General features: G+C 71.5%; 20 protein-coding genes. 10 read left to right on the top strand and 10 right to left on the bottom strand.

What is annotated here, in order from left to right:
* Positions 1–34: 34 nt before the first annotated feature.
* Positions 35–418 carry a serine/threonine protein kinase gene (locus K8640_RS31360; RefSeq protein WP_223750448.1) on the bottom strand — a complete coding sequence of 128 codons (384 nt, stop codon included), beginning with the start codon at positions 416–418 and terminating at the stop codon, positions 35–37.
* 258 nt (positions 419–676) lie between these two features.
* Here K8640_RS31360 and K8640_RS31355 point away from each other — a divergent pair, with 258 nt between their 5' ends.
* The 3 genes from K8640_RS31355 to K8640_RS31345 all read left to right on the top strand — a co-directional run bounded on the left by K8640_RS31355 (position 677) and on the right by K8640_RS31345 (position 3870).
* Complete coding sequence (locus K8640_RS31355; protein WP_223750447.1) at positions 677–2170, top strand: ATP-binding protein; 1494 nt, start codon at positions 677–679, stop codon at positions 2168–2170.
* 100 nt (positions 2171–2270) lie between these two features.
* A complete protein-coding gene (locus K8640_RS31350; protein WP_223750446.1) occupies positions 2271–2873 on the top strand; it encodes a hypothetical protein in 603 nt (200 codons plus the stop codon).
* 10 nt (positions 2874–2883) lie between these two features.
* Positions 2884–3870: a LysR family transcriptional regulator gene (locus tag K8640_RS31345; RefSeq protein ID WP_223750445.1), complete on the top strand. Its 987-nt coding sequence runs from the start codon at positions 2884–2886 to the stop codon at positions 3868–3870.
* Between the two features lie 43 nt (positions 3871–3913).
* On the opposite strand, the gene K8640_RS31340 is transcribed toward K8640_RS31345, so the two are convergent.
* From K8640_RS31340 to K8640_RS31330, 3 genes are read right to left on the bottom strand one after another with little or no spacing between them, the layout of a single operon-like run.
* Positions 3914–4855, bottom strand: a complete 942-nt coding sequence (locus K8640_RS31340) for a pirin family protein (protein ID WP_223750444.1) — start codon at positions 4853–4855, stop codon at positions 3914–3916.
* Positions 4856–4915: 60 nt separating this feature from the next.
* Entirely contained in the window at positions 4916–5848 is a 933-nt protein-coding gene (locus tag K8640_RS31335; protein ID WP_223750443.1) for a LysR family transcriptional regulator, read from the bottom strand.
* Positions 5849–5880: 32 nt separating this feature from the next.
* Positions 5881–6471 carry a TetR/AcrR family transcriptional regulator gene (locus K8640_RS31330; protein WP_223750442.1) on the bottom strand — a complete coding sequence of 197 codons (591 nt, stop codon included), beginning with the start codon at positions 6469–6471 and terminating at the stop codon, positions 5881–5883.
* A 188-nt stretch (positions 6472–6659) separates the two neighbouring features.
* On the opposite strand from K8640_RS31330, the gene K8640_RS31325 reads away from it, so the two are divergent.
* The 3 genes from K8640_RS31325 to K8640_RS31315 all read left to right on the top strand — a co-directional run bounded on the left by K8640_RS31325 (position 6660) and on the right by K8640_RS31315 (position 9194).
* Positions 6660–7673 (top strand): NAD(P)-dependent oxidoreductase, encoded by a 1014-nt coding sequence (locus K8640_RS31325; RefSeq protein ID WP_223750441.1) that lies wholly within the window; start codon positions 6660–6662, stop codon positions 7671–7673.
* 32 nt (positions 7674–7705) lie between these two features.
* Positions 7706–8722: an NAD(P)-dependent oxidoreductase gene (locus K8640_RS31320; protein WP_223750440.1), complete on the top strand. Its 1017-nt coding sequence runs from the start codon at positions 7706–7708 to the stop codon at positions 8720–8722.
* Positions 8723–8891: 169 nt separating this feature from the next.
* Positions 8892–9194, top strand: coding sequence for a hypothetical protein (locus K8640_RS31315; protein ID WP_223750439.1), 303 nt, complete (start codon positions 8892–8894; stop codon positions 9192–9194).
* Here the strand turns inward: K8640_RS31315 and K8640_RS31310 are convergent.
* The 3 genes from K8640_RS31310 to K8640_RS31300 all read right to left on the bottom strand — a co-directional run bounded on the left by K8640_RS31310 (position 9191) and on the right by K8640_RS31300 (position 10566).
* Complete coding sequence (locus K8640_RS31310) at positions 9191–9697, bottom strand: MarR family winged helix-turn-helix transcriptional regulator (RefSeq protein ID WP_223750438.1); 507 nt, start codon at positions 9695–9697, stop codon at positions 9191–9193. The two genes, K8640_RS31315 and K8640_RS31310, sit on opposite strands and share 4 nt — an antisense overlap.
* Before the next feature lie 57 nt (positions 9698–9754).
* Complete coding sequence (locus tag K8640_RS31305; protein ID WP_223750437.1) at positions 9755–10132, bottom strand: response regulator; 378 nt, start codon at positions 10130–10132, stop codon at positions 9755–9757.
* A gap of 80 nt (positions 10133–10212) precedes the next feature.
* On the bottom strand, positions 10213–10566 hold the full coding sequence (locus tag K8640_RS31300; protein ID WP_141327495.1) for a helix-turn-helix domain-containing protein: 354 nt from the start codon (positions 10564–10566) through the stop codon (positions 10213–10215).
* 232 nt (positions 10567–10798) lie between these two features.
* On the opposite strand from K8640_RS31300, the gene K8640_RS31295 reads away from it, so the two are divergent.
* From K8640_RS31295 to K8640_RS31285, 3 genes are all read left to right on the top strand, one after another.
* Positions 10799–12265, top strand: a complete 1467-nt coding sequence (locus K8640_RS31295) for a GDSL-type esterase/lipase family protein (protein ID WP_223750436.1) — start codon at positions 10799–10801, stop codon at positions 12263–12265.
* A gap of 2 nt (positions 12266–12267) precedes the next feature.
* On the top strand, positions 12268–14484 hold the full coding sequence (locus K8640_RS31290) for a serine hydrolase domain-containing protein (RefSeq protein WP_370640419.1): 2217 nt from the start codon (positions 12268–12270) through the stop codon (positions 14482–14484).
* A 665-nt stretch (positions 14485–15149) separates the two neighbouring features.
* The gene (locus K8640_RS31285; protein WP_223750434.1) at positions 15150–15809 is read left to right on the top strand and encodes a YIP1 family protein; all 660 of its coding nucleotides are present in this window, start codon (positions 15150–15152) and stop codon (positions 15807–15809) included.
* 94 nt (positions 15810–15903) lie between these two features.
* Here K8640_RS31285 and K8640_RS31280 read toward each other — a convergent pair whose 3' ends face one another.
* A complete protein-coding gene (locus K8640_RS31280) occupies positions 15904–17001 on the bottom strand; it encodes a hypothetical protein (RefSeq protein WP_223750433.1) in 1098 nt (365 codons plus the stop codon).
* A 198-nt stretch (positions 17002–17199) separates the two neighbouring features.
* Positions 17200–17667, bottom strand: coding sequence for an amidohydrolase family protein (locus K8640_RS31275; RefSeq protein ID WP_223750432.1), 468 nt, complete (start codon positions 17665–17667; stop codon positions 17200–17202).
* 227 nt (positions 17668–17894) lie between these two features.
* Here K8640_RS31275 and K8640_RS31270 point away from each other — a divergent pair, with 227 nt between their 5' ends.
* Positions 17895–18614 (top strand): trimeric intracellular cation channel family protein, encoded by a 720-nt coding sequence (locus K8640_RS31270; RefSeq protein ID WP_223750431.1) that lies wholly within the window; start codon positions 17895–17897, stop codon positions 18612–18614.
* A gap of 87 nt (positions 18615–18701) precedes the next feature.
* On the opposite strand, the gene K8640_RS31265 is transcribed toward K8640_RS31270, so the two are convergent.
* The gene (locus K8640_RS31265; RefSeq protein WP_223750430.1) at positions 18702–19817 is read right to left on the bottom strand and encodes a kelch repeat-containing protein; all 1116 of its coding nucleotides are present in this window, start codon (positions 19815–19817) and stop codon (positions 18702–18704) included.
* Positions 19818–19921: the final 104 nt, after the last annotated feature.

Genomic DNA, 19921 nt, shown 5'->3' with positions numbered 1-19921 from the left:
TCCGCGATGAACGGAGCACACGGCGCAACGGCGCTCAGTGCTTGAGGTCCTTGTGGCCCGGCGCGGGGTCGATGCCGTGCGCCATGATGAAGTGGTAGAGCACCTGCGGGTCCTCCTTCGGACCGCCTATCAGCTCCACCAGGAAGTGGCCCTGGGTGCCCGAGTCCGGGTCCGGCGCCACGTTCACCTCGGTGACCTCGCGGCCCGCCATCACCAGCTCGCCCACGAGCACCTTGCCCTTGAGCACCTGGATGATGTGCTGGCGGTCCTCCTCGAGCACCACCCAGTGGAAGTCGTCGTGGTCATACAGCATCGCGTCGACCGAGCCGCACCGGAGGATGCACTGCGTGTGTTCCTGGAGCCAGCGCCAGAAACCATCGAACTTCAGGGTACGACTCGGCTGGGGGAGCATGTCCATGGTGGTGACCTCACGCGCGGCCAGCAGGCTCTCGCCCGCCCGCCTCGCTGAAACCTCCCTAGCACGATTGCCCGCCGCCAGCGCTGACACCGTGCGGGGAACCCACCCCCGCGCCGCGCCGTTGTCCACTCGGTGAATCCCCCACCTCCTGGGCTTGTTCCTCCAGTCAGGTAGGGGGCACCGCCGTCTCACCCGTCCCCAGTCCAGGAGGGCTTGAACCGTGACCCGTCCCGCCCTCGCCACTCTCCAGGAGACACCATGAGCCTGCGTGCCTGGCTGGCCGCCACCATGGGCGGACTGGCCCTCCTCACCCTCATCGCCGCCATCGCGCTCATCGTCCTCACGAACGCGCAGACCCACTCGGCCAACACGCTCGGCAACTCCGTGGATGGGCTGCACATGGCGGAGGAGCTGGAGATCGACCTGCTCAACCACTTCCGCCTCAGCGGCGGCGCCGGGCCGCAGGACACCCGCTCCCAGCTCATCCGCGGGCGCTCCGTGGAGAGCATCGAGGCCTCGTTCCCCCTCCTGCTCGACGGGCTGGAGCGCAACGCCGTCAGCGACGCCGAGCGGACCCTCATCCAGGAGGTGGAGGAGGACTTCGAGCGCTACCTGCAGGCCCAGCGCGAGGCCGCACGCCTGCCCGCGCGCACGCGGCTGGCCCCCGTGGTGCCCGCGATGGACGCGGCGCTCGATTCGCTCGAGCGACTGGTGCAGCTCAACGTGGAGGAGGCCCGCGTGGCGCGGGAGGCCTCGGCGGACCTCAGCCGCCTGGGCAACACCGTGGGCCTGTCGCTGTGCGGCCTGCTCCTGATGGCCTTCGTCGTGGGCTCGCTCCTGTTGCAGCGCATCGCGCTCCAGCCGCTGAAGGACATCAGCCAGGCCATGCGCCGCTTCGGCGTGGGCCGCAAGCGCACGCGCGCCCCGGTGGCGGGGCCCACGGAGCTGCGGGACATGGCCAGCACCTTCAACGAGATGGCCAACGGCCTCACGCACCAGCAGGAGCAGCAGCTCGCCTTCCTCGCCGGCGTGGCCCACGAGCTGCGAAACCCCCTGTCCGCGCTGAAGCTGTCCACCGCGCTGTCCGAGCGCAGCCAGGCCCAGCTCACCCCGGAGCGCATGCAGCGCACCCTGGCGCTGGTGGGACGTCAGGTGGAGCGGCTGGACCGCATGGTGGGGGACCTGCTCGACGCCACGCGCATCGAGGCGGGCAAGCTGGAGCTGCGCCCGGAGGTGAGGGACGCGCGCGAGCTGGCGCGCGGCGTGGTGGAGCTGTACCGCTCGAGCGACAGCGGACACGTGCTCCAGCTGGACGTGCCGGACGCGCCGCTCTTCGTGCGCGCGGACCCGGACCGGCTGGAGCAGGTGATGGCCAACCTGGTGAGCAACGCGCTGAAGTACTCCCCGGCGGGAAGCCGCGTGGAGGTGGCGGTGCGAGGGGAGGCGGAGCACGTGCTCCTGGTGGTGAAGGACCAGGGCATCGGCATCTCCGAGGAGGACATGGCCATCCTCTTCGCGCCCTTCCAGCGGCTGGGCAGCCCGCGCGGCAAGCGCGCTCCAGGGGTGGGGCTGGGGCTGTCCGTGGCCCGGCGAATCGTGGAGGCGCACGGCGGCGACATCGAGGTGCAGAGCGCTCCCGGGGCGGGGTCCTCCTTCTGTGTCCGGCTGGCGCGGGTGAGCGGCGAGAAGGCGCACGGCGCCGAGGGGCCGGCCGCGGAGGCCCGGGGCGGGGGCCCGGACGCCCTGCACTAGACGCAAAGCGTTGCGCGCGACGCTCGTGTCGTGGAGGCTGGGTGCGCCGGACGCTCGTCGGACGTACCTTCCGGGCCACATGCCAGGAGTCGCAGGGATTATGAAGAATTCGCGCCGGGTCGCGTCGCTCGCCATCCTGCTGTCCGTGGGAGGATTGGGGGCGTGTGCCTCCCGCCAGACGGCGCCCGAGCCCCCGGTGGCCCCGTCGGCCGCCGCCAGGGCTTCTGTCGTCCAGTCCACGGAGGGCGGCTTCTCCGTGGCGCTGCCGGGGCCGGTGAGCGAGGAGCGCCGCTCGCAGCTGACGGATGTGGGCGAGGTGACACTCCATACGTTCATCGCCGAGCGCAAGGAGTCATCCACGGCGTACTACGTCTCGTACACGGACTTCCCCGCGTCGGCCGTGTCGCAGGCGAAGCCGGGCGACGTGGTGTCTCGCGCGAGCATGGGCGCGCTGGAGGCGCTGGGGGCCACGGGCGTGTCCTCGCGGCCGCTGACGCTGGAGGGCTTCCCGGGCTGGGAGGTGGAGGGCATCTCCGGGCCGCGCCGGCTCAAGGGCCGCTTCTACCTGGTGGGGCCCCGGCTCTATCAGCAGCTCCTGCTCCACCCGGAGGGCCAGCCGCCCGCCGACGCGGAGGCGTTCTTCGAGTCCTTCCGCCTGGACCCCCAGGTGGCGGCGATGTTGTCGGGCGCGCAGCGCTCCTGAGCGTGCCGTCATGAACCTGTCCGCCATCGACCTGAACCTGTTCCTCGTCCTGCACGCGGTGCTGGAGACGGGGAGCGCCACGGACGCGGCCAAGCAGCTCCACGTCACGCAGTCCGCGGTGAGCAACGCGCTCGCCCGGCTGCGGGAGATGTTGGGGGACCCGCTCTTCGTGCGCAGCGGTCGAGGCCTGGTGCCCACGCCTCGCTGCGAGGAGCTGCGGCCGCTCGTGGTCAACGCGGTGGCGCAGCTGCAGGTGGCGGTGGATGGACAGCGCTTCGTGCCCGCGGAGAGCACGCGCACCTTCACGCTGTCGTGTGGCGACAACCAGGATGTCTGCGACGTGCCCCGGGTGGTGGAGGCCTTCGCCCGGAAGCTGCCCCGCGCGCGGCTGCGCGTGGTGAGCATCGACTTCCTGATGGCCTCGGACGGGCTGACCACGGGGGAGGTGGACGCGGCGCTGGCGCCCCAGATGGTGGCGACGCGGGATGGCTACTTCTGCGAGGACCTCTACCTGGAAGAGGTGGCCTTCCTGGTGCGCAAGGAGCATCCGCGCCTGCGCGGGTCGACGTTGACGAAGGAGGAGTTCAACGCCTCCCGGCACATCGGCATGGTCATCGCGCAGGGGCGTCCGGGCATCGGCCACCGCTACTTCCAGGAGTTCTGCAAGGAGCACGGCCTGGAGTTCAACCCCGCGCTGTCCGTCTCGCACTTCATCGCCGCGGGCATGGCCGTCACGCGCACGGACTACGTGGCGGGGATGCCGGGGCGCACCGCGGACGCGCTGTGCGCGATGCTGCCCGTCAAGCGGCTGCGCCTGGCCATCAGCACGCCGCCCATGACCATGTCGCTGATATGGCATGAGCGCACGCACACGGACCCCGGCGCGCGCTACTTCCGGCAGTTGATGGTGGAGGTGCTGAAGGAGCCGTCGATGACGCGGGCGGCGGAGCCCCGCGTGAAGCCACAGGCCGCCGCGCGTCGGGCCCGGGGACGCTGAGCGCCCGTCGGAACACAAGGGTCCGACGGGCGTCGCGCTGAATCTACGGGGTGGCGCCGGGCGAATCCTCGGGGATGTCGCCGAAGCGGCCCATCTCGAAGTCATGAATCGCCTGGAACAGCTCGCGCTGGCTGTTCATGACGAACGGGCCCATGTGGAAGATGGGCTCGCGGATGGGCTCGCCCGCGAGGACCACCAGGTGCGTGTCCTCCTCGGCGAGGAGCGTCAGGTGCTCGCCGTCGTTGGCGAACACGGCCAGCTCCCCCTCGGTGGCCCGCTCACCGCCGGACGACACGCGGCCGGAGGCGACGAGCACCATGGCGTTGTAGCCACGGGGCAGGGGGACTTCGAGCTTCGTCCCCGCGCGCACGTTGACGTCGAGCAGGGTGATGGGTGTGAAGGTCCGCGCGGGGCCTCGGGTGTCGGCGAAGTCGCCCGCGATGACGCGCACCGTGCCGCCCTCGATGGGGACGGTCGGAATCTGGGCCGCGGTGATGGGCTGGTAGCCCGGGGCGGCCCGCTTGTCGGCGCGAGGGAGGTTCACCCAGATCTGCAGGAACTCGAAGATGCCGCCCCGCCGGGAGAAGGACTGCTCCTGGTACTCCTCGTGGAGGATGCCGGACGCGGCCGTCATCCACTGCACGTCGCCCGGGCCGATGACGCCCGAGTGGCCCGCGTTGTCACGGTGCGCGACGACGCCCTGGAAGGCGAGCGAGACGGTCTCGAAGCCCCGGTGCGGGTGCCAGCCGACGCCGCGCTGCCCCTTGGCGAGGGCCGGGTACTCGTACGGAGGATGGTGGTCCAAGAGCAGGAAGGGGCTGACGCGCTCCTGGGTGAGGCCGCCACTGGGGACGAGCGTCTTGACGCGGAAGCCGTCACCGACCCAGTGCAGGGGCCCGCCGCCGTGGACGCTCTCGAGCGTCCGCGCGCGGGGAGGCGCATGGGGAACGGTGGGGGGAGGAAGTGTCTGGGTCGTGGTGCTCATGACCCAAACAGTAAGGCTGGGAGTCGACGTGTAAATCGCCGCTGCCCATGATGCCTGGCATCACGTCGTGTGATGGTCCGCGGACAGCGCGAGCTGACACAGGTCCGTGAGCCGGTTCGAGGCCCACGTGGCCACCGGGCCCAGCGGCACGCCCTTGCGGCGCACCAGGGCGAGCGGGCGCCGGGGCGGAGGGCCTCCCTCCCACGCGGCGAGCCGCAGCTGCACGAGCCTGCCGGCATTCAGGTCCTCGCGCACCAGGTGCTCGGGCTCGTGGCCCCAGCCCAGGCCTCCGAGGATGAGGGCATGTTTCGTCATCAGGTCCGCGACGCGCCACTGCTTCGGCGACAGCACGCCCCGGTCCGTCGTGCCCGCCTTGCCCGTGGGCAGCCGCTCGCTCAGCACCAGCTGCGTGGCGGAGGCGAGGTGCTCCTCGGTGATGACACCCTTCACGTGGGCCAGCGGATGCGAGGGCGCGGCGACGGGCAACATGCTCAACAACGCGATGGGCCGCTGCTCCAGGCCGGTGAGGTCCAGGTCCGCGCCGGCGATGCCGAGCGTCGCCTTGCGCTCGCGCAGGCGCTCCGTCACCGCGGAGAGCAGCTCCACCTCCAGCGTCAGCTCCACGCCCGGATGTGTCTGGGCCAGCTCACGCACGAAGGAGAGCAGCGCGGGAGTGGGGAACATCGCGTCGACGACGAGCGCGAGCTTCGTCTCCTCGCCACTCTTGATGCGGCCCACCACCGACTGGAAGGTGGCCAGGTCTTCATGGAGACGGCGCGCGGCGGCGACCACGGCCTCGCCCTTGGCCGTGAGCCGGGGGACGCGGCTGCTGCGGTCGAAGAGGCGCAGGCCCAGCTGCTTCTCCAGCCGCTGGATGGCCTGACTGACGGCGGGCTGGCCCAGGCCCAGCTTGCGCGCCGCCGCGGAGAAGCTGCCCTCCTCGGCCACCGCGCGGAGCGTCCGGAGCTGGTCGATGGTGACGCTGTCGAGCACCGCGCGACTGCATCACATCGACGCGGGCGGTGCTACTTGCGCGAGGTCAACCAGGAGACGATGAGCGACGCGAGCGTGTTGGCCGCGGTGCCCTCCGCCACGGCCCCGCGCAGCACGTCGCGCGACAGGGCCTCCGCCGCGCCGATGATGGCCACGCAGCGCTGGCGCAGGGCCTCCCGGGGCAAATCGCAGAAGGGCGCGAGCGTGCGCTGGTAGAAGTCCACGTACTGGTCCAACAGGCCCTGGTGGAAGGCCTCCATCTGCCCGTCCCCCTTGAGCGCGGCGGCGATGGCGAAGTGCTCGGGGCCGGACGTGGTGTAGCAGCTCATGTACGCGGCGCTCATCACCCGGGCCACGTCCTCCAGCTTGCGCCGCGTGCGCTCGAGCGCCTCCTGAAGCTGGGCCACCTGCCGCGCGTCGGTGCGCTCGTACAGCGCCATCAACAGCCCGGCGCGCGTCTGGAAATGCTCGTAGGTGATGGGCTTGCTCACCCCCGCGCGCTCGGCCAGGTGCCCGAGCGTCAGCGCGTCCGTGCCCTCCTCACGCACCACCGCCACCGCCACGTCGAGCAGCTGCTCGCGTCGCTGGGCCTTGGGCAGCTTCTTGGAAGAGGTCTCACTCATGCGCGTCACCACGGCTCTTGAGGGCTTAGTCGCCTCGCCCCTGGCGCGCAACCGACGGGGTCCTGGTCGAAATGGTTGCGGACCTACTTTTGGTAACTTACTTCCTGTAGGGTCGTCGGAATTCCCGTCCGCGCCGGTCCTCCGGCCCTCTCGACCACTGCCTTCGCTGGCAGGGGAGCGCACCCGTCATGTCTTCACCCACGCAGAAGCCCGTCCTCATCATCGGAGGCTCGGGCGTCGTCGGCTCGATGGCCGCCCAGACGCTTCGTCGTTTCCATCCCGAGCTGCCCATCACGATTGGCGGGAGGGATGTGGCCCGCGCGGAGGCAGTGGCCCAGAAGCTGGGGCACGCGGACGCGGTGCGCGTGGACTTGTCGCGCGGGGATTTGGGATTGCCCGAGGGGCGCGGGTACAGCGCCGTGGTCCTGTTCGTGAAGGACCACACGCTCAACGCGCTGCGCTTCGCCCAGGCCCGGGGCATCCCGCACCTGGGCATCTCCACGGCCCTGTTCGAGGTGGCGCCCGAGGTGGCGTACTTCATGAACGCGCCCCAGCGCTCGGCGGTGCTGCTGGGCACCAGCTGGCTGGTGGGCGCGGCGACGCTGCCCGCGCTCCACTTCGCGCGGGAGTTCAAGACGCTGGACTCCATCGCGATGGGCGCGGTGCTGGACGAGCAGGACGTGGGTGGGCCCGCCGCGTCCGCGGACCTGGAGCGCGCCGCGAGCGCCGCGCCCAACGCGCTCATCCTCGAGGACGGCAAGTGGCGCTGGGTGGGCGGCCCGGCGGGGGAGCGTCGCTTCCGCGATGGCGACGGGAACGAGCACGTGGGGCAGGCGTACTCGCTGACGGACCCGGTGAGCCTGGCGGCCGAGACGAAGGCGCGCGCCATCCGGCTCGACGCGGTGGTGGGCCTGTCCGCCGGGCGTCGCAAGGGTGGGGCCTGCTCCGTCGAGACGCTCTTCGAGCTCGAGGGCACGCTGCAGGACGGCACGCGGGCACTCGTGCGCTACGAGATGAGCCACGCGCAGGGGCAGGCGCCTGTCACGGCGGTGGGCGTGGCCGTGAGCGTGGAGCGACTGCTGGGGCTCGCGGGCGGCGCTCCCGTCGCGCCGGGGCTCTACCTGCCGAACGTCCTCATCGAGCCCGCCTACCTGATGCGACGGCTCGAGGAGGCCGGTGTCCGTACGCGCCGCCTCTCCTGATTCGCATCCCCTTGCTCGAAAGGAATCCCGTCATGAACAACGCATCGAAGCTCAACCCCGTCCTCTTCATCGGTGGCTCCGGCGTCGTCGGTCGTCGCGCCGTGAAGGCCCTCCGCGACCTCCAGCCGCACCTCCCCCTCCGCATCGGCGCGCGCGATGTGACGAAGGCGTCCGCGCTCGCGCGTGAAGTGGGCCACGCCGACGCCGTGCGCATCGACCTGGAGCGCGATGACCTGGGCCTGCCTCCGGGCTCCACGTTCAGCGCCATCGTCGTGCTGCTCAAGGACGACTCGCTCCGGACCCTGCGCTACGCGCAGGACCAGGGGGTGCCCTACGTGTCCTTCTCCGACTTCGTCTTCGACATCGGCCCGGAGGTCGCGCTCCACGTCCAGCGGCCCACCGCCGCGCCCACGCTGCTGCTCGGGCACTTCCTGGGCGGCACCGTCGCCCTGGCCACGCTCCACTTCGCGCGCGAGCTGGCGAAGGTCCACGCCATCCGCATCTGCGCCGTGTTCGACGAGGAAGACGTGGGCGGACCCGCCGCGCTCGGCGACATGGACCGCGTGGCGAAGGGCGTGCCCAGTCCGCTCATCCGCAAGGAGGGCCGGTTCCTCTGGGCCACCAGCGAGGCCGACCTCACGCGCACCTTCCAGGGCGTCGACGGCACGCAGTGGCAGGGCCGTGCGTATCCGCTGCTCGACGTGGCCTCGCTCGCGGCGGTCACGGACGCGAGCGACATCCGCCTGGACTTCGCGCTGCGCCCCGCGTCGCGCCGCGCGCCGGGACAGGGTCCGGGCCACGAGGTCATCATCGAGCTGGAGGGCGTGAAGGCGGACGGAACGCCGTCACTCGTGCGTCACGCGCTGGTCGACGCGGACGTCCATTCCGGTCTCAGCGGAAAGGGCGCCGCGCTCGCCGTGGAGCGGCTGCTGGGCCTCACGGGTGGGACGCCCGTGGAGCCCGGCTTGTACTCACCCGAGGGTGTGCTCGACGCGGCCTACGTCGTGAGCCGCCTCCAGGAGTGGGGAACACGGATTCACCGCGTATGACGCAATCGAGTGCCTGGAGAGGAGGCCGCCGTCCCCACCCGACTGGCGACTGTCAGTCCACGGGCGGATACTCGCGCCTCCCCCTCACTCCGTTCCCGCAGGAGTCCGCTTCATGTCGCGTCCGCTGACCGCAGCACTCCCTCGTCCTTCTTCGGTGAATCGGTCTTCCGTGAGTGTCGCGGTCTCGAACGTGAAGGTGGCGGACCCCGGTGACGCGGGCGCGCCGCGCGCCGTGCCCGCGGGTGAGCGCACGGAGCGGCTCGACGGCATCTCCCGCTTCATGCAGGAGCTGGAGCAGGGACAGCGCGCGCTCGTCGGCGTCATCCAGTCGGCGCCCTCGGGCGAGCGGCTGTCCAACGCGGAGCTGCTCGCGCTCCAGGCCTCGATGACGCGCTACACCCAGGCGCTGGAGCTGGTGAGCCAGCTGGTGGGAATCGGCGGCAGGCCGACGCGCACCGCGCCGGCGCGCTAGCCGGACTTCTTGCGCTGACCCCGGGGCGCCGCGGCGGAGGACTCCTCACCCAGCCGCGCGCCCAACTGCTCCCGGATGGCGAGCACGCGGGCCTTCAAGTCCCGGAGCTCCTCCAACGTGCAGCCCGAGGCCTCCAGGATGGACGGCGGCACGCTCTCCGCCCTGGCGCGCAGCGCGCGACCGGACGCCGTCAGGCGGATGCGCACCTGGCGCTCGTCGAGCACGTCCCGCTCACGCTTGAGCAACCCCGCCGACTCCAGCCGCTTGAGCAGCGGCGTCAGCGTGCCCGAGTCGAGCAGCAGCCGCTCCCCCAGCGCCTTCACCGTGACGCCGTCCTCCTCCCACAGCACCATCATCGCCAGGTACTGGGGATACGTGAGGCCCAGCTTCTCCAGGAGCGGCCGGTACGTGCGGTTGAGCAGGTGCACCGTCGAGTACAGGGTGAAGCACAGCTGCTCGTCCAGGTGCAGCGCGTCGCCGCGCTTCTTGTTCGACGGGGACATGACGGCTCCTCTCCCCACCATGCCCCCGGACTGCATTGTGCGCAATGAAATCGTGCCTCAGGGCCGGGGCAGGTCGCGCGCCAGCCGCAGCCAGACGGGGAGCCGCTCCAAAAGCGTCTCCAGGTCGAAGGGCTTGAGCAGCGTGTCGAGCACGCCCGGGTGATGGATGGGCCGCGTCGTCATCGCCACGACGGCGAGGCCCGGCCAGTGCCGCGCCACGCGCCCGAGGAAGTCCTGGCCCGTCATGCGCGGCATTCCCATGTCGAGCAGCACCAGCCTGGGACGGCCGTGCACCTCCAGCCAGGTGAGCGCCTCCAGGCCGTCCTTCGCCATGGACACGAGCTGTCCCGTGCTCGCGATGATTTCGACGACGGCGGCGCGCAGGTCCGCATCGTCCTCCACGACGAGGAGGATGCCTTCGGGGACTCCCGACATATGCGAGCGTGCGTAGGTCAGCGTGGCCGTGGGGAACAGGGAACATCTGCCGGTTTCCACCGGCAGATGTCCGAAGAAGACTACGAGTCCTCGAACATCGCCTGGAGCACCCTCCGGGCGAGCTTCACCTCCGGGTCGGAGCGACACGAGAGGAAGTCGCAGATTTCCGCCACGTCGCCGGTGCGCTCGTGCTCGAAGCCCTGGAAGAGCGTCTTGAGCGACACGTCCAGGCCCACCGACAGCTTGCCCAGCGTGTCGAGCGAGGGAGAGAAGGACCCGCGCTCGATCCGACGGATGGCATCCACGGAGAGGTCGCACCGCTCGGCCAGCACCTCCTGGGTGAGCTCGCGGCCATTACGGAGCTGGCGTACATGGCTGCCGAACTTGCGATGGAACCTCGTCCAGTTCGCTACCTTGTTTTTCGCTTTCTCCATATGAGTGGCAGGTAATTTGGGGACGCGGCGGCCCAAGTGAAGTGAGTCTGTTGGCGTGTGGACCCTGGCATCGGCCTGTCCGCCAACTCGCAGGCCCTGTGTGTCGCAGGCGCGCGCGAAACCAGTGGGCAAGGTGCGAGCCCCCGGAAGCTTCGGGCTCCCTCGGAGAGCAGGGGGCCTGGCGGGCCGGGAAAATGCGCGAGCGGAAGCTTTCGTCTACGCTGGATGCCGCATGACGCATTCGGAAGTCGGGTGGGTGGGCGTCGGGCGCGTGCTCCGCGTCCTGGCCTGTGGCGGGCTGCTGACCGCTTGTGAAATCGGTTCCGAGGCACGTCCCCCCTCCGCGCCAGTCCCCGCGGCGGTGGCGACGCCGGCCGTGGCGTCACCGAGGACCCCGGTGCCGGTGACACCCGCCGTGGCGCCCCGCAGGGTCTTTCCGGAGCCGACCGAGCGGACCCGCTCGACGCAGGCGCTGGCGGTGAAGCTGGGTGCTCCGGGCGCGAAGGTGGAGGACCCGTGCGTGGCGTCGGTGGCGCAAGGGTGCGTGCGCACCGCGCTGGCGCCCTTCTTCGAGTCGCTGGACGCGCTGTCGTCGGGCACGGCGAGGCGGCCCACCGTCATCGAGGCGTTCGGCAACTCCCTCATCGCGGGCGATCGCATCGTGGACATCCTGCGGGATGACCTGGGCGCGAGCTTCGGCGCGGCGGGGCGGGGCGTGCTGCTGGTGGACCGGATGGCGCCCTACGGCGGGCGTGGCCGGGCGAGCCACAGCGCGAGCGGTTGGACGCCGCGCACGCTGGGCGAGCTGCGCGCGCCGCCGCTGCCGTTCGGAATCACCGGCGTGTACCACGTGGCCACCCAGGCGAAGGCGCGCGGCCGCTTCAAGCTGGAGGGCGAGGCGCGGGGCACGCTGTGGTGGCTGGACGTCCCGCGAGGGGGCGCGCTCAGCGTGGTGAGCGGCGACACGGTGCTGGCGCGGACGACGCCGGAGGGCACGGGCGCGTCGCGCTCCACGCGCTTCGAGCTGCCGCCCGGCGCGACGACGGTGGACGTGGTGGCGGAGGGCAAGGGCGCGGTGGTGCAGGGGGTGGTGCTCCAGCACGAGCGCCCTGGCATCGTCCTGGACATGTTGGGCGTCCCGTCCGCGGACGCGAGCCTGTACGCGCGGCTGGAGGACGGAGCGCTGCGCTCGCAGCTCACCGAGCGGGACCCGAAGCTGCTGGTGTTCTTCCTGGGCGGCAACGAGTCCAAGCGCCTGGAGTGGAAGCGCACGGACCTGACGACGCTGCGCGAGGACCTGGGGGCGCTCTTGCGGCGGGCCCGCGTGGCGGCGCCGTCGAGCGCGTGCCTGGTGGTGGGGCCGATGGACGCGGTGCGCGACGCGAAGGACTCGGGCAAGGCCTTCACCCAGCGCCCGTTCCTGGAGGCGGTGGTGGAGGCGGAGCGCGAGGTGTCGCTCGCGGAGGGCTGCGCGTTCTTCAACCTGTACGAGGCGATGGGCGGCAAGGGCGCGCTGACGCGCTTCCACAAGTCCGGCTTCATGCATGACGACCTGGTGCACCCGCGTGGACGCGGGCTGGATGTGCTGGGGCACCTGGTGACGGATGCGCTCCTGCGCGCGTGGGTGGAGACGCCGCCGGCCCAGGGCCCCGTGGCCCAGGTGGCTCCGGCGGCCGAGCGGGTGGAGGCCGTGCCATGACGATGCGAAGCGCGGGGTGGCTGGCCGTCGTCCTCTGGGTCTCGACGCCGGTGGTCGCGGCGCCGAAGCTGCCGTCCAGCTGTGAGAGCGTGGAGGTGGACGAGGCCGGCGCCTCGCCGCGCGCGCTGCCCGAGGAGGTGACGAAGGCGCTGGACGCCATCGTCCGCTCGGAGCTGTCCCAGGGGCCCGTGGCGGGCTTGTCCGTCGCGGTGTCCCGCGGGGAGCAGCGGTGGGTGTGTGGCTATGGCTACCGCGACGTGGCGAAGCGGCTGCCCGCGACGCCGCGCACCACGTACCGCATGGCGTCCGTCACCAAGTCCTTCACCGCGGTGGCGGTGCTGCAGCTGGTGGAGCAGGGCAAGCTGTCGCTGGACGCGGACATCCACTCGGTGGTGCCGACGTACCCGGCGAAGCAGTGGACCGTCACGGTGAAGGATTTGCTGGGACACCTGAGCGGCGTGCCCACGTATGACGGCGTGGCGTCGACCCAGAACGTGAAGGCGGTGAGCACCGAGGAGGCGCTGGCGGTGTTCTCGCACAAGCCGCTCGCGTTCGAGCCGCGCTCCCGCTACCTGTACAGCACGTGGGGCTACAACCTGCTGGGCGCGGCGGTGGAGTCCGCGTCCGGGCAGTCGTATCGCGACTACCTGCGCGAGCATGTCTTCCAGCCCGCGGGCATGGCGCACGCGGACCTGGATGTCACCGCGACGCGCGATGAGCACCAGGCGGTGGGCTACCGGGTGAAGGAGGGGGTGCTCCAGCGCTCGCGCTTCCTGGATGTGTCCAGCCGCTTCGGTGGGGGTGGGACGCGGGGGACGGTGGGGGACATGCTCGGCTTCGGTCGGGCGGTGCTGTCGCACCGGCTGGTGTCTCGCGACACGATGGGGAAGATGCAGGCGTCCATGGCCACGAGCGATGGGCGGCTGACGGACTACGGCATGGGCTTCGCGACCTATCCGCTGCGAGGCCACTACCTGGTGGCGCACGCGGGAGGGCAGCCGGAGACGACGACGCTGCTGGTGATGTTCCCCGCGGAGGACACGGTCATCTCGCTGGCCACGAACATCGAGGGCGAGGCGAAGCGCCTGCGCCGGCTGTCCATCCGGTTGATGGAGGGGGTGCTGGAGCAGGGCGTCACGCGGCGGGATGCGCACTTCACGGACCCGGTGGACTCGGTGGTGTACGAGGGGCTGGGGCGCATCGCGAGCTACGGGCTCGCGTACCATCTGTGGGCCACGCGCGGGCCGGGCTCGCTGCCGGCGGACGAGGACCTGCCGGGCGCGTTCGCGCGGGTGTCGGAGCTGCTGGACCGCAAGGCGATTGCGCGCGATGGCAAGGCGGCGCTGGAGCGCATCCGCGGTGGGCATGACCCGCGGCTGGGGTCGGTGTTCATCCGCGTGGGCGCGCACATGGCGCGCACGTTGGAGAAGGCGCGGGGCCCGGAGCGGCTGCTGGCGTATCCGGCCGAGGGGCCGCTGTCGTTCTTCGCGGACTACCTGGCGGCGTGTGAGGCGCAGGGAGCGCCGGACACGGAGCGCTTCGGGGAGCCGCTGCGCACGGACCTGCTGCGCTTCGTGGCGGGGTGGAAGCGCGCGGAGGTGCCAGAGCTGCAACGTCAGCGGCTGGACGAGGAGTCGAACCCGGAGCCGCGCTGGGCGGTGGTGAAGAAGGCGGCGGGGCTGTCGCCGGACGTGCGGCCGGACTACTCGGACGAGATGCTGCGCATCGCGGAGCGCTTCGCGTGGCGCAAGCAGCAGGCGGGGCGGCTGCGCTGGCTGGAGCGCGCGGTGGAGCTGCACCCGAGGAGCGTGGACGCCCGGCTGGCGTTGGCGCAGGCGCTGCTGGTGGCGAAGCGGGACGAGGAGGTGCTGGGGCATCTTCGCGAGGCCCACGCGACGCCGCAGGGCATGCTGGCGCTGGCGCCGACGCCGCTGCTCAAGCGCGTGGCGGAGGCGGAGTCTCCGCGCGTGGGGCTGGGGCTCTTGCGCGCGGCGGTGGCGCTGCATCCGGAGTCGCCGGAGCTGTGGGAGGCGCTGGCGAAGCGGGAGAAGGCGCAGGGGCACAAGGCCGAGGCGAAGGCGGCGCTGCGTCAGGCGCGACGCGCGCGTGAGGCCCGGCCGGAGCCCTCGGTGGACCCCGCGAGCCGGAGCGGTGGAGACCGTGGCGCGGGCCCCGTGCCGGATGACCACGGACTGGTGCGGCCGCGTCCGTCGCCCTGAGCGGGGGCTCGCGTCGCGGGCCGGAGCGGTGGAGACGGTGGCGCGTGCATGGGCCTCTCGCCTCGCGCGGGCGCCTCGTTGCGAGCCCACGCGCCGGAGCGGCGCGAAGCTCGTGCGCCCATGCTCTTCTCTCGCGCGGGCGCCTCGTTGCGAGCCCACGCGCTGGAGTGGCGCGGGCGCCACGTGCCGGAGCGGCGCGGCGGATGCGCCCGCGTTCCTCGCATTGCGAGGATGCCTCGCTCCGAGTCATGACCCGGGCGGGTGCCGGAATGAGCACGGGTTGATGCGTCCGTGTCTCATGTTCTGAGCGGGTGGCATGCTCGTCGAGTCACCGAGGGCAGACGGGCAGGCGCTGCGCATGAGGCGCTCCCGCAGGCGTTCCGCTGGGGCCTTGCGAGCGTTGCGACTGTGCGAGGATGTGAAGCGTGTCCGAGTTCGTGTGTCCCTTCTGTCAGGCCCCCGTGGGCGCAGGTGCCCTTCGCTGCGGTGGCTGCGGCGCCTCCTTTGTCGTCTCGCCTCCGCCCGACTCGGGCGCTCCGGTGTGTGCCGTCCATCCTCAGTGGATGAGCCTTCATGCCTGTGAGCGCTGCGGCGCCTTCGCGTGCGCCCGGTGTTTGCGCCGAGGTCCTCGGCAGGAGCTGGTCTGCGAGTCGTGCCACGCCCGCGTGCCCCACGCCCTGCTTCCGTGGGACCAGCGCGCGGAGCTGGGCTGGGTCAAGGCGTTCTGGAGGACGTGCGTCGAGGTGATGCTCCGCCCCGTCACCACCTTCGAGCGGATGTCTCGCGAGGCGTCGGTGGGCGACTCGCTCCTCTTCGCCGGCCTCAGCGCGTTCGTGGGCTACGCCTCCACCTGGCTCCTCTACACCCTCTTCCTGCTCGCCTTCCCCTACGAGAGCTTCCCCGCCAGCGGCTCCGACAACGAGACCCACCCCGCGCTCTTCCGCGGCGTCGTCGTGGTCCTCTTCGTCGTCTGCATGCTGCTGTTGCCGTTGCTGAGCATGGGCCTCACGCTCGCTGTCGCGGGGCTGGACCACCTGGTGCTCAAGGTCGCCGGCGCGCAAGGCACGTTCAGGACGACGCTGCGCGGCCATGCCCTGTCCCAGGGCGTCAACCTCGCGGGCCTGGTGCCCTTCTGCAGCATGTACGTGCTGCCCTTCTGGAGCCTCGGCGTCCGCGTCTCCGCGTACCGGAGCCTGCACGGTGTCGGCTGGGGGCCCGCGGTGTTCGGCGCGCTGCTGATACCCGCGCTCACCTGCTGCATCGGCGTGGGCAGCTACGTGGCCATCATGACGGCCATCCTCGCACCCGGGACCCTCAAGCTCTGACGACCGCGCTCGGTGCTTCGCGTCTCCATGCCGTGGAGGGGACCCTGCCTTCGCGTCGCGGCGACGCGAAGGCGCGCTCATGCACCTGAGGGGACTACTGCGTCGCCGACGCGCCCGCCGTCGGGATGGCGGCCGTCACCGTGCGCTGCTTGGGCCAGAAGCGCGCGTCGTGCACGTCGTCCAATGACGCGATGCGCTTCTTCGTGCGCGCGTCGTAGACGCGGGCGTGGGCCTCCGCGCTCACCAGCAGCAGGGCGCCCCTCACGCGCACGGCCACCACCTCCGTGGGGGACAGCGACAGGGACTCGGGCTCCGACAGCCGGTCCTCCGACTCCCACCGCAGCGGCAGCATCAGCACCGGCAGCTCGGTCGCCGCGCGCCACGCGTACAGCGGCCCGCCATGCGTCTCCAGCGAGACCCAGGCGCCGTACTCCGTATGGCCCTTGTCCTTCACCACCGCGTCCAATCGCACGGCGTCCTCGCTGCCCTCGGAGAGCTCCGTCGCGACGGGGTCGTCCGGGTCCGTGCCGACGGTGGAGGACACCAGCTGGCTCGCGGTGGCCAGCGCGCTCGTGCCCGGCGCGTCCTCGGTCTCGTACACCGTGGCGACCGACTCGATGCGCTTCCACGCCTCACCCTCGCGGCGGTACGCGTGGGCCAGGCCCGGGCTGCTGCCCTCCATCTCCGGCACCATCAGCTTGCGGCCGTCGACGACGAAGAACTCCTCGCCGCGCTCCTCCTTGCGCGCCAGCCCCTCGAGCTGGGAGACGAGCGCCACCACCTGCCCCCGGGCGTCGAAGCCGACCGTGTCCGTGTGGCCCTCGGTGGGCAGCGGCAGCGGGACACCCTGGGCGGCGTCGAAGTCCACCCTCCAGGCGCGCGGCTGCACATTGCCGTTGCCCCGGTCCACCAGGACGCCCTGCTTGCCGTCCGGGCTCCACGCCAGGCGGACCCGCGCGCAGGGCGCCTCCACGGTGGCCAGGGCCTTGCGTATGCCCGTGGTGTCCTGACGCAGCCACGTACAGCTCGCTGGCGCCGCGTCCTGGAGGAGCGACAGCGAGAAGGCGGGCACGGGCTCCGGGGCGGGCTTGGGCGCCGCGGGCGTCTCGGGGACGGGGTCCTGTGACTTCTTGCAGGCGCCACCGAGAAGCATGGTGCCGAGGAAGAACGCGGGGCCGAGATGGCGGAGCATGGAGGCTCTCCGGTGCGGGGTTCCTTCACACCATCGCAGAACGGCCGGAGTGGGAGGAAGTCACCCTCGGAGTAGACGGCGAGGAAGTTTCCGATAGACCACTCGCGCGTGGGTGTCATTCACCCCGCTCCCCCCGTCACGACGCATCGCTTCCGTCGCATGTCTTTTCATTTTCTCGCGCGATGAAGGCAGGCGGGCTCAGACGAGCCAGCCGCTCTCGTCGAGGAACAGGGCCTCGCTGAACACGGTGTCGTCGTCTTCCTTCGCGGCGCGCGCGTTGTCGAAGTAGAGGCTCTCGCCGTCCTTGACGATGTGCAGCACGCGCAGGTCCTCGCGGGCGCGGGGCGTGATGGTGAGTGGGTTGTCGGAGAGCACGACGAAGTTGGCGCGCTGACCGGGCTCGAGCGTGCCCTGAGGTTCGGCGTCGCCGGAGGCCGCGGCGTCGGTGGTGGTCGGGTCATCGACGATGGCGGGAATCATGGTGCCGCCCCGCAGCGAGACGACCTCCGTGTCGGGGCCGCGCAGCGCGAGGATGTCGGCGCGGGTGCCCACGGCGAGGATGCGGCCGGCCTGGACTGCGATGGCCTCGGCGGTGGGCTGCTGGTCGTTCATGGTGAGGAGGGTGCCACCCTCGAAGATGCGGTCCGCGGGCTGGGTGGGGCTCATGGCGTGGGCTCGGGGGAGGGGGTTGCTTTCAGCAAAAGGTGTTGTCGCGCGCGGAGCCCGTCCACGGGGGCGTGAGGTGTCGCGCCGTCGCCCGAGAGGTTGCCCGCCGGGGTGGGAGCGCCGTGCGGACGGTCCCTGGGCCTGTCGGCGTGTGTTGCCCGCGGCGCGTGGCGTCCCCACGCTGCCAGTGGGGTGGTGGAGCGCTGACGGGCCGCCTCGCGCATGCCATGTCACTCGACCTGACGGAACCGAATGTCCAGGAGCAGGTCATCTCGCTGGGGACGCTGGTGGCGGACCTGCTGGGGGTGTTCTCCGGCTCGGTGCTGGGCGCGCTGCTGGCCGAGCGTCGGAAGATGGACCTGATGGGCTTCCTGGTCCTGGGCCTCGTGTCCGGCGTGGGCGGCGGCATCCTTCGCGACACGCTGTTGCAGGTGGGGCCTCCGCTGGTGTTGGTGAAGCCGGCGTATCTGGTCGCGGCCTTCACGGGGGCGTTCGCCGCGTTCCTCTTCGAGCTGCGGCACGGGCCGACGGTGAAGCTCTTGTCGATGCTGGACGCGCTGACGCTCGGCTCGTTCGCGGTGGCGGGCACGCAGCGCACGCTGGAGGTGGGGCTCAGTCCGGGGACGGCGGTGTTGATTGGCATCATCACCGCGTCGGGGGGCGGCATCATCCGCGACGTGCTCATCCGGCGCACGCCCACGGTGATGAGGCCGGAGCCCGGGTACTACGCCATCGCCGCGCTCGCGGCGAGCGTGGTGTGTCTGGCGTTCTCGCTCATGGGGCACAGGCGTCTGGCGTTGGCGGCGGGCATGGCGGTGGGCGCGCTGGTGCGGCTCATCTCCGTGCGGCGCGGGTGGAGGCTGCCGGTGAAGCGCTCGCGGCAGCCTCCCAGGAAGGGCGATGACTTCGGTGGGCCCCCGGACAGCGAGCAGTGGGTGAAGCCGTGAGGTGACGGCTCAGGGCTTCTTCTTCTCGCGGAGGACCTCGGCGGGGAGGTTGCGTCGGAGCGGACGCAGCAGCGCCGAGACGGCGGGCTACTCGGTGAACAGCTCCGCGGAGGAGTACAGCTCGGGCTCCTCCTGGCTGGTGCCGCCCGCCACGAGCACCTTGCCGTTGATGAGGCGCGTGGCGGTGTGGCCCTGCGTGGGCTGGTCATTGCCCACCACGGACAGCTGCCAGAAGGCCTGCGGGTCGTAGACCTCCGTGACGCCGCCAATCTGGTTGCGCGTGCCGCGCGCGACGAGCACCTTGCCCGACGGCAGCAGCGTCAGCGAGTGGCCCATGCGGCGCTCCTCGGTGGCGTAGGACGTGTACTCCCACTCGTTGTCCTCCGGCCAGAACAGCCACGCGCCGCTCGCGTACTGGCCCTGCTCCTGTCCCACGGCCAGCACCGCGCCCTGGTTCAGCAGGATGGCCGCGTGCCCGTAGAACGCGGGCGCCGCCGCGGCGGTGCTCCACGTGCCCGTGCTCACGTTGTAGACCTCGGCCGCGCCGACGACGCCGTCGTCGTTGATGGCCAGCACGTTGCCGGACGGCAGCCGCGTGAGGCTGGCGCGGCCCGCCACCACGGACGTCGAACCCGTCGCCGTCCACGTGCCCGTCGCCGGGTCATACAGCTCCGCGCTCTTCAGCGCCGTCGCCCCGAAGCCGCCGAACACCAGCACCTTGCCGGTCGACAGCACCACCGCCTTGTGGCCCCGCCGCGCCGTGGCCAGGCTGCCCGTGGCGCTCCACGTGTTCGTCGAGGGGTTGTACAGCTCCGCGCTCGCCAGCGTGCCGGCGCCCTGGCCGCCCACCACGAGCACCTTGCCCGAGGACAGGAGCGTCGCCGTGTGGTTCGAGCGCGTCTGGCTCATCGTCGCCGTCGCCGCCCAGGTGTTGGTGTTCGGGTTGTACGTCTCCGTCGACGCCGTCACGCTGCCCCAGCCGCTGCCGCCCGTGACGAGCACGTTGCCCGTCGGCAGCCGCGTCGCCGTGTGGTACGCGCGCACCTGGCTCATCGACGCCGCCGCGGACCAGGGCGAGGTGAAGGCCGCCCGCGTCTCGGCACGCGGCGCCTCGGCTGCCGCCGTGGTGGCGCCCGCCATCGTCGCCAGCGCTCCGCACAGTCCCAGGCCCAGCCACGTCTTCGCTGTGGTTGCTCGTGTCATCCGTTCCTCGTGGTGAATGGTGAGGCCCGCATTGTGACAAGTGGGACCGACGCTCCGGGCGGTCTTCCACGTCAACTCCGCGTGACGGCGGCATAACAGTCACC

It is taken from the genome of Myxococcus sp. XM-1-1-1 (genome assembly GCF_020037095.1).
In the GTDB taxonomy this organism is placed as follows: domain Bacteria; phylum Myxococcota; class Myxococcia; order Myxococcales; family Myxococcaceae; genus Myxococcus; species Myxococcus fulvus.
The sequence above is the reverse complement of the archived record's forward strand: the minus strand, read 5'-3'. Positions and strand labels throughout refer to the sequence as shown.

What these genes read in the sequence shown, in the direction of transcription:
- K8640_RS31360 (WP_223750448.1), bottom strand. Translation starts at nt 418, where the DNA reads ATGGACATGCTCCCCCAGCCGAGTCGTACCCTGAAGTTCGATGGTTTC.
- K8640_RS31270 (WP_223750431.1), top strand. Translation starts at nt 17,895, where the DNA reads ATGTCACTCGACCTGACGGAACCGAATGTCCAGGAGCAGGTCATCTCG.
- K8640_RS31265 (WP_223750430.1), bottom strand. Translation starts at nt 19,817, where the DNA reads ATGACACGAGCAACCACAGCGAAGACGTGGCTGGGCCTGGGACTGTGC.
- K8640_RS31320 (WP_223750440.1), top strand. Translation starts at nt 7,706, where the DNA reads ATGAACAACGCATCGAAGCTCAACCCCGTCCTCTTCATCGGTGGCTCC.
- K8640_RS31295 (WP_223750436.1), top strand. Translation starts at nt 10,799, where the DNA reads ATGACGCATTCGGAAGTCGGGTGGGTGGGCGTCGGGCGCGTGCTCCGC.
- K8640_RS31340 (WP_223750444.1), bottom strand. Translation starts at nt 4,855, where the DNA reads ATGAGCACCACGACCCAGACACTTCCTCCCCCCACCGTTCCCCATGCG.
- K8640_RS31330 (WP_223750442.1), bottom strand. Translation starts at nt 6,471, where the DNA reads ATGAGTGAGACCTCTTCCAAGAAGCTGCCCAAGGCCCAGCGACGCGAG.
- K8640_RS31350 (WP_223750446.1), top strand. Translation starts at nt 2,271, where the DNA reads ATGAAGAATTCGCGCCGGGTCGCGTCGCTCGCCATCCTGCTGTCCGTG.
- K8640_RS31280 (WP_223750433.1), bottom strand. Translation starts at nt 17,001, where the DNA reads ATGCTCCGCCATCTCGGCCCCGCGTTCTTCCTCGGCACCATGCTTCTC.
- K8640_RS31290 (WP_370640419.1), top strand. Translation starts at nt 12,268, where the DNA reads ATGCGAAGCGCGGGGTGGCTGGCCGTCGTCCTCTGGGTCTCGACGCCG.
- K8640_RS31305 (WP_223750437.1), bottom strand. Translation starts at nt 10,132, where the DNA reads ATGTCGGGAGTCCCCGAAGGCATCCTCCTCGTCGTGGAGGACGATGCG.
- K8640_RS31355 (WP_223750447.1), top strand. Translation starts at nt 677, where the DNA reads ATGAGCCTGCGTGCCTGGCTGGCCGCCACCATGGGCGGACTGGCCCTC.
- K8640_RS31310 (WP_223750438.1), bottom strand. Translation starts at nt 9,697, where the DNA reads ATGTCCCCGTCGAACAAGAAGCGCGGCGACGCGCTGCACCTGGACGAG.
- K8640_RS31300 (WP_141327495.1), bottom strand. Translation starts at nt 10,566, where the DNA reads ATGGAGAAAGCGAAAAACAAGGTAGCGAACTGGACGAGGTTCCATCGC.
- K8640_RS31275 (WP_223750432.1), bottom strand. Translation starts at nt 17,667, where the DNA reads ATGAGCCCCACCCAGCCCGCGGACCGCATCTTCGAGGGTGGCACCCTC.
- K8640_RS31325 (WP_223750441.1), top strand. Translation starts at nt 6,660, where the DNA reads ATGTCTTCACCCACGCAGAAGCCCGTCCTCATCATCGGAGGCTCGGGC.
- K8640_RS31345 (WP_223750445.1), top strand. Translation starts at nt 2,884, where the DNA reads ATGAACCTGTCCGCCATCGACCTGAACCTGTTCCTCGTCCTGCACGCG.